Origin of the sequence: uncultured Streptococcus sp. (assembly GCF_905372115.1) — a bacterium.
Classification (GTDB): domain Bacteria; phylum Bacillota; class Bacilli; order Lactobacillales; family Streptococcaceae; genus Streptococcus.
Genome location: NZ_CAJPNR010000073.1, coordinates 1 through 4,911, shown reverse-complemented (window position 1 = coordinate 4,911; position 4,911 = coordinate 1). Strand labels below are relative to the sequence as shown.

The following is a 4,911-nucleotide window of genomic DNA, read 5'->3' as shown; positions in this document are numbered from 1 at the left end:
TTGCTCTTAGCAGCAGACTTGGCTGCTTCTTTTGATACTCCCTCAATACCTGAAACAGCAGTGAAGTCATTGTAAAAGATGGGCACATCGTTTCCGATGATGACTTGGAATTGCCCAGCATTTGTGAATGTTCCCTTGACCACTGGGATGGCCTCAATGGCCTTGACGTTAGCCTTTTTACCGTCGCCAAGTACAAAGCGCATCCGCGTTGCGCAGTGGCTAACTGCTGTGACATTCTCTTTGCCGCCGATTGCATCTAGCAGATCTTTGGCTTCCTTCTCAAATTTTCCCATTTGACTACTGGCTGAATGAGAATCCAGCACTCTCCTTATATTTTTTTACGAGTCAGTTTTTCAACACACTCCTACAAATTATTGTAATCGATTTCAAAGATGTAGGCGAGTTGTTTGTTGAAAAAAGCCCTCATTTTTGATAAAATTTTCTAGGTTGTATGCAAAAAAGAAAACAAGTGGGGTTTATGATGAAGAAATACAAACAATTATTCAAACAGATTGAGAAAGATATTTTAGAGGAACGTTATGCAGTCGGAGACTTCTTGCCCAGCGAGCATCAGCTGACGGAAGACTATCAGGTCAGCCGCGACACAGTCCGCAAGGCTCTGGCCCTGCTACAGGAAGAAGGATTGATTGAAAAAGTCCGCGGACAGGGTTCCAAAGTCATCAAGCATGAACAGTTTGACTTTCCTGTGTCTAAGCTGACCAGCTATCAAGAAGTAGTCAAGCAGAATAATATGCAGTCCAAAACCAATGTTGTCAGCTTGGAAAAGATTACCGTAGATCAGAAACTATCCGACATCACTGGCTTCCCTCCCTACCGACTGGTTTGGCGAATCGTCCGTCAGCGCGTTGTAGACCAAATCGCCTCTGTCTTAGATATTGACTATTTAGACAAGGGTATCGTCCCTGACTTGACAAGGGAAATCGCTGAGCAGTCCATTTATGCCTATTTGGAAAATGATTTAAAGCTCAATATCGCTTATGCCAAGAAGGAATTTACCATTGACCACGCCAATGACCGAGACAAGATTCTCATGGACCTAGGTAAGGACCAGCAGGTCGTCTCTGTCAAATCTCAGGTCTATCTGGCAGACGGCCGCCAGTTTCAATATACCGAGAGCCGTCACAAGCTAGACAAATTTCGCTTTGTGGATTTTGCTAAACGTCAGAAAGAATAACCTTGAGTTCCATCCAGATCACAAAACCACCCCTGTCTTCCAACTGGCAGAGGTGGTTTCTTTTATGAGTAGTCTAAGGCTGCCTTGTTTTGGAGCGACAAAGAGCCTCAAAATTTCTTTATACTTGTTTTAGGAGATTTATATGAAAAAATTAGTTAAGGGTTTCTGCTGCTTTTTAAAATTTACTGATTCTTATTACTTCCTTTCCTACTTTTGCGCCTGTGAGAATGTCAATACTTGCTTATCATATAGGGTAACTTTAGATGTCATTGGACTGTCCTCATTTCTATTTTGATGGTATTAGTATAATCCCAGAAACTTAAGGCAGACTTATAAAAAACTTGAAGGAAACTTAAAAGGCTGAGTTTATTTCTCAGCCTTTTCTGCTTCTTCAATAATGTCAGAAATTTCAACCTTAACTTTCGTGACACGGCCATTTTTAACCTTGTCATTGGTCAAAATGAGTAGCTTATTCTGACTTTCGACTTCGTAACTAATGCGTTCTTTCGGGTCTGGAATAGTCCCCACACAAGTCAAGTAATAACCAGCTATCGTATCCACATCATCGCTTTCGATTTCGACTTCAAAGTATTCATTAAAGTCATTGAGGGTCATGGTTCCTAATACGATGTAGGTATTCTCGCCGATTTCATGGACTTCGATTTCAGCCTTGTCAGTCTCATCGTCGATCTCACCAACAATCTCCTCCAAGAGATCTTCAAGTGTAACCAGACCAGCCATACCGCCATACTCATCTAAGAGAATCGCCATTTGATTTTGCGTGTTACGCAACTCCTTGAGCAAATCATCGACAAACATGGTTTCCGGTACAAAGAGCGGCTCCTGCAGGATCTTGCGCAGAACGATATTGTCAAAACCATTGATGAATCCTTCATTAAGCAGTCGCTTGGTATGAATCAGTCCAATGACATTGTCCTTATCCCCATCATAGACAGGAATCCGCGAGAAGCTCTGCTTGAGGATGCTTTCGATGATTTCCTTGGTGTCGTCCTGAATGTCTACCATAAAGGCATCCGTCCGTGGCACCATCAGTTCACGCGCCATCAGCTCATCCAGAGAGAAAATCCCCTGCAGCATCTCAATCTCGTCCGCATCCAAGGTCTCCTCACTCTTGGTCAGCATATACTCAATCTCGTCCCGGGTCATCTTTTCGTCTGCATCATCAAACTTCATCGGGGTTAACTGGCTCAGCAGGTTGGTTGATGCTGACAGCAACCAGACGAAGGGGCTGACAATCTTGCCAACAAAGATAATGACCGGTGCAGTCCGCACAGCTAGATTGTCTTTCAGGTTCATGGCAATACGCTTAGGATAAAGCTCACCCAAAACAATTGAAATATATGTCAGCAAAATCAGAGCCAAGAAAGTTCCGATAGCACGTGCAGTCTCGGAATTTCCCATCCAAGAAGAGAAAAGTTTTCCCAGATTATCCGCAAAGCTGGCCCCAGACAGGATATTGATAACCGTAATCCCAACCTGAATAGTTGATAAGAAGTTATTGGGGCTTTCCAAGACAGCTAAGAGCCGGATATACTTGAGGTCGCCCTCTTCAGCCTTTTGCTCCACACGCGCCCGATTGAGCGATACCATTGCCATCTCAGCAGCTGAGAAAAAGGCATTTAACAAAGTCAATATAAACAATAGTAAGGCTTGCCATAACATATTCTGACTGCCAGGGTCTTCCATTGATTCTTTCTCCTCGAAATGTATAAGTAAATCTGATTATATCATATTTTTAAATTTAGTGCACAGGAAATGAAAATAAGACGGAAGGCCCTTCTTCCGTCTTATTTTCTAGTCTCGAGACTCTGGAATCAATCGATTACCAAACTCATCCTTATTTATTAATAATCCCAAATTCTTCGTTCTTCTTCTGCTGCTGGGCATCCTTGTGATTGTCATAGAGATTGGCCAAGAACTTGGCGATTTCTTTGAGGATAGAATAGGTCGGGATTGCCACAATCATCCCTAGAACGCCATAGATATTGCTGGATAGAAGCAAGAGCACCATGATAGTAATGGGATGGACTTTCATCACACCACCAACGATACGGGGATAGAGGATATTCCCATCTACCTGCTGGATAATCAGCATGTAAATCAAGGCCGCCACCATCTTCTGAGGATCGGTAAAGGCATACGTAATGACCATGGGAATCAAGCCGATACTCGGTCCTACATAAGGAATCAGATTAGCAAGACTGGAGAAAATAGCAAAGACCAAAGCGTACTTGAGTCCAATTACGCTATAGCCAATATAAGCCAGAGCGCCGATAATCAGGGCATCGATTGAAATTCCACTGATATAGCGGGCAACAGTAGCATTAAGATTGGTCAACAAGCTGGAGATATTGAGTTTATCGCGCTTGAGGACTGTCCGCTCCAGCATGGGCAAAAGCTTATGGCCGTCCATGAGGAAATAAACCAAGAAAATCGGCGTCATAATTAAAATCATCAGCGTATTGACAACTGCTGACAGAACACTTCCCAGACTGTTGGTCACACTGTTAAGGATATTCTGAAGAATGTCCACATAAGACAGGTTGAGCTGCTGGATGATGGACTGGATATTCAGATTTCGAAAGAGCGGATTTTTAGATAATTGATTGACAAAACTTTGAATTTCCCAATAAAGCCCTTGAGTTGAATTAATCAAGCTGCTCAGCTGATTAATCAAAATCGGCAAGAGGTAAATAACGCCCAAAGCAATCAAGCCAAACAAAAGGCTGAGCGTAATCAGAATCCCAATCATTCGATTGATTTTGAGCTTTTCCTGGAGAAATTTCACCAGCGGATTCGTAATATAGTAAAGGAATCCTCCCACAAGAAAGGGAATCAAGATTGTATTCACAACGCTAACAATCGGGGTTATCATATCCCCCATCTGGCGCCAGATAAAGAAGATAATCGTTAGCAAAAGGACCTCACTGGTCCAAAACATCAGCTTACTTTTATGAAACATTTGACTCCTCCTATCAGTTATTTTACCATAAATTTTGTTATAATAAAGGAGATTTAACGAAAGAAAGAGTAAAAATGGAAAAGATTATCGAACTGGAAAATGTAAGCTTGGCTAAACAAGGCCGAACCATCTTAAAAGATCTCAACTGGCAGGTGGAAAAGGGGCAGCATTGGGCTATTCTCGGTCTCAACGGTTCAGGAAAGTCTACTCTTCTGCGCCTGCTCATGGCTGAACATTGGAAGACTAAGGGCAAGGTGACAGTTCTGGGTACGGAATTTGGTGCCAGCGACATTCCTCAGCTGCGAACTAGGATTGGAGTAGTCGGCTCCTTCATTGCTGAACGCCTGCCCAGCCGCCTCACATCTGAAGAAATCGTCCTGACAGGCAAGTATAAAAGCAGTATTCTCTACGCTCCTTACGGGCAAACTGAGCTGAACCAAGCTAGGGAAATGCTGGCTTCCATTGGCGGGCAAGAATTGATTGGCCGAAGCTACATCAGTCTGTCTCAAGGGGAAAAGCAGCTCTTGCTAATTGCGCGCAGTCTCATGGAAAAGCCGGAATTGCTTATCCTAGACGAAGCGACCAGCGGTCTGGATCTCTTTGCCCGAGAGCGCCTGCTGGATCAGATTGGTAAGATTACACAGATGGACCAAGCTCCAACCATCCTCTATGTCACCCACCATGTAGAAGAAATTACTGAAGCTATGGATCATGTCCTGCTCCTGAAAGAAGG

Annotated in this window: 5 protein-coding genes; 2 read left to right on the top strand and 3 right to left on the bottom strand. The window is 43.4% G+C overall.

Annotated elements, in window-relative coordinates:
• On the bottom strand, positions 1 to 293 hold a 293-nt coding region (locus tag QZ169_RS11370; protein ID WP_295507132.1), incomplete at its 3' end, for a PTS transporter subunit EIIB.
• Positions 294 to 481: 188 nt separating this feature from the next.
• Between QZ169_RS11370 and treR the strand changes: the two genes are divergently transcribed.
• The gene (gene treR / locus QZ169_RS11365; protein ID WP_295507134.1) at positions 482 to 1,195 is read left to right on the top strand and encodes a trehalose operon repressor; all 714 of its coding nucleotides are present in this window, start codon (positions 482 to 484) and stop codon (positions 1,193 to 1,195) included.
• 366 nt (positions 1,196 to 1,561) lie between these two features.
• Here treR and QZ169_RS11360 read toward each other — a convergent pair whose 3' ends face one another.
• A complete protein-coding gene (locus QZ169_RS11360) occupies positions 1,562 to 2,902 on the bottom strand; it encodes a hemolysin family protein (RefSeq protein WP_295507130.1) in 1,341 nt (446 codons plus the stop codon).
• A 151-nt stretch (positions 2,903 to 3,053) separates the two neighbouring features.
• Positions 3,054 to 4,178 (bottom strand): AI-2E family transporter, encoded by a 1,125-nt coding sequence (locus QZ169_RS11355; protein ID WP_295507128.1) that lies wholly within the window; start codon positions 4,176 to 4,178, stop codon positions 3,054 to 3,056.
• 74 nt (positions 4,179 to 4,252) lie between these two features.
• On the opposite strand from QZ169_RS11355, the gene QZ169_RS11350 reads away from it, so the two are divergent.
• Positions 4,253 to 4,911 (top strand): ABC transporter ATP-binding protein (locus QZ169_RS11350; RefSeq protein WP_295507127.1); only part of this gene is annotated, 659 nt, incomplete at its 3' end.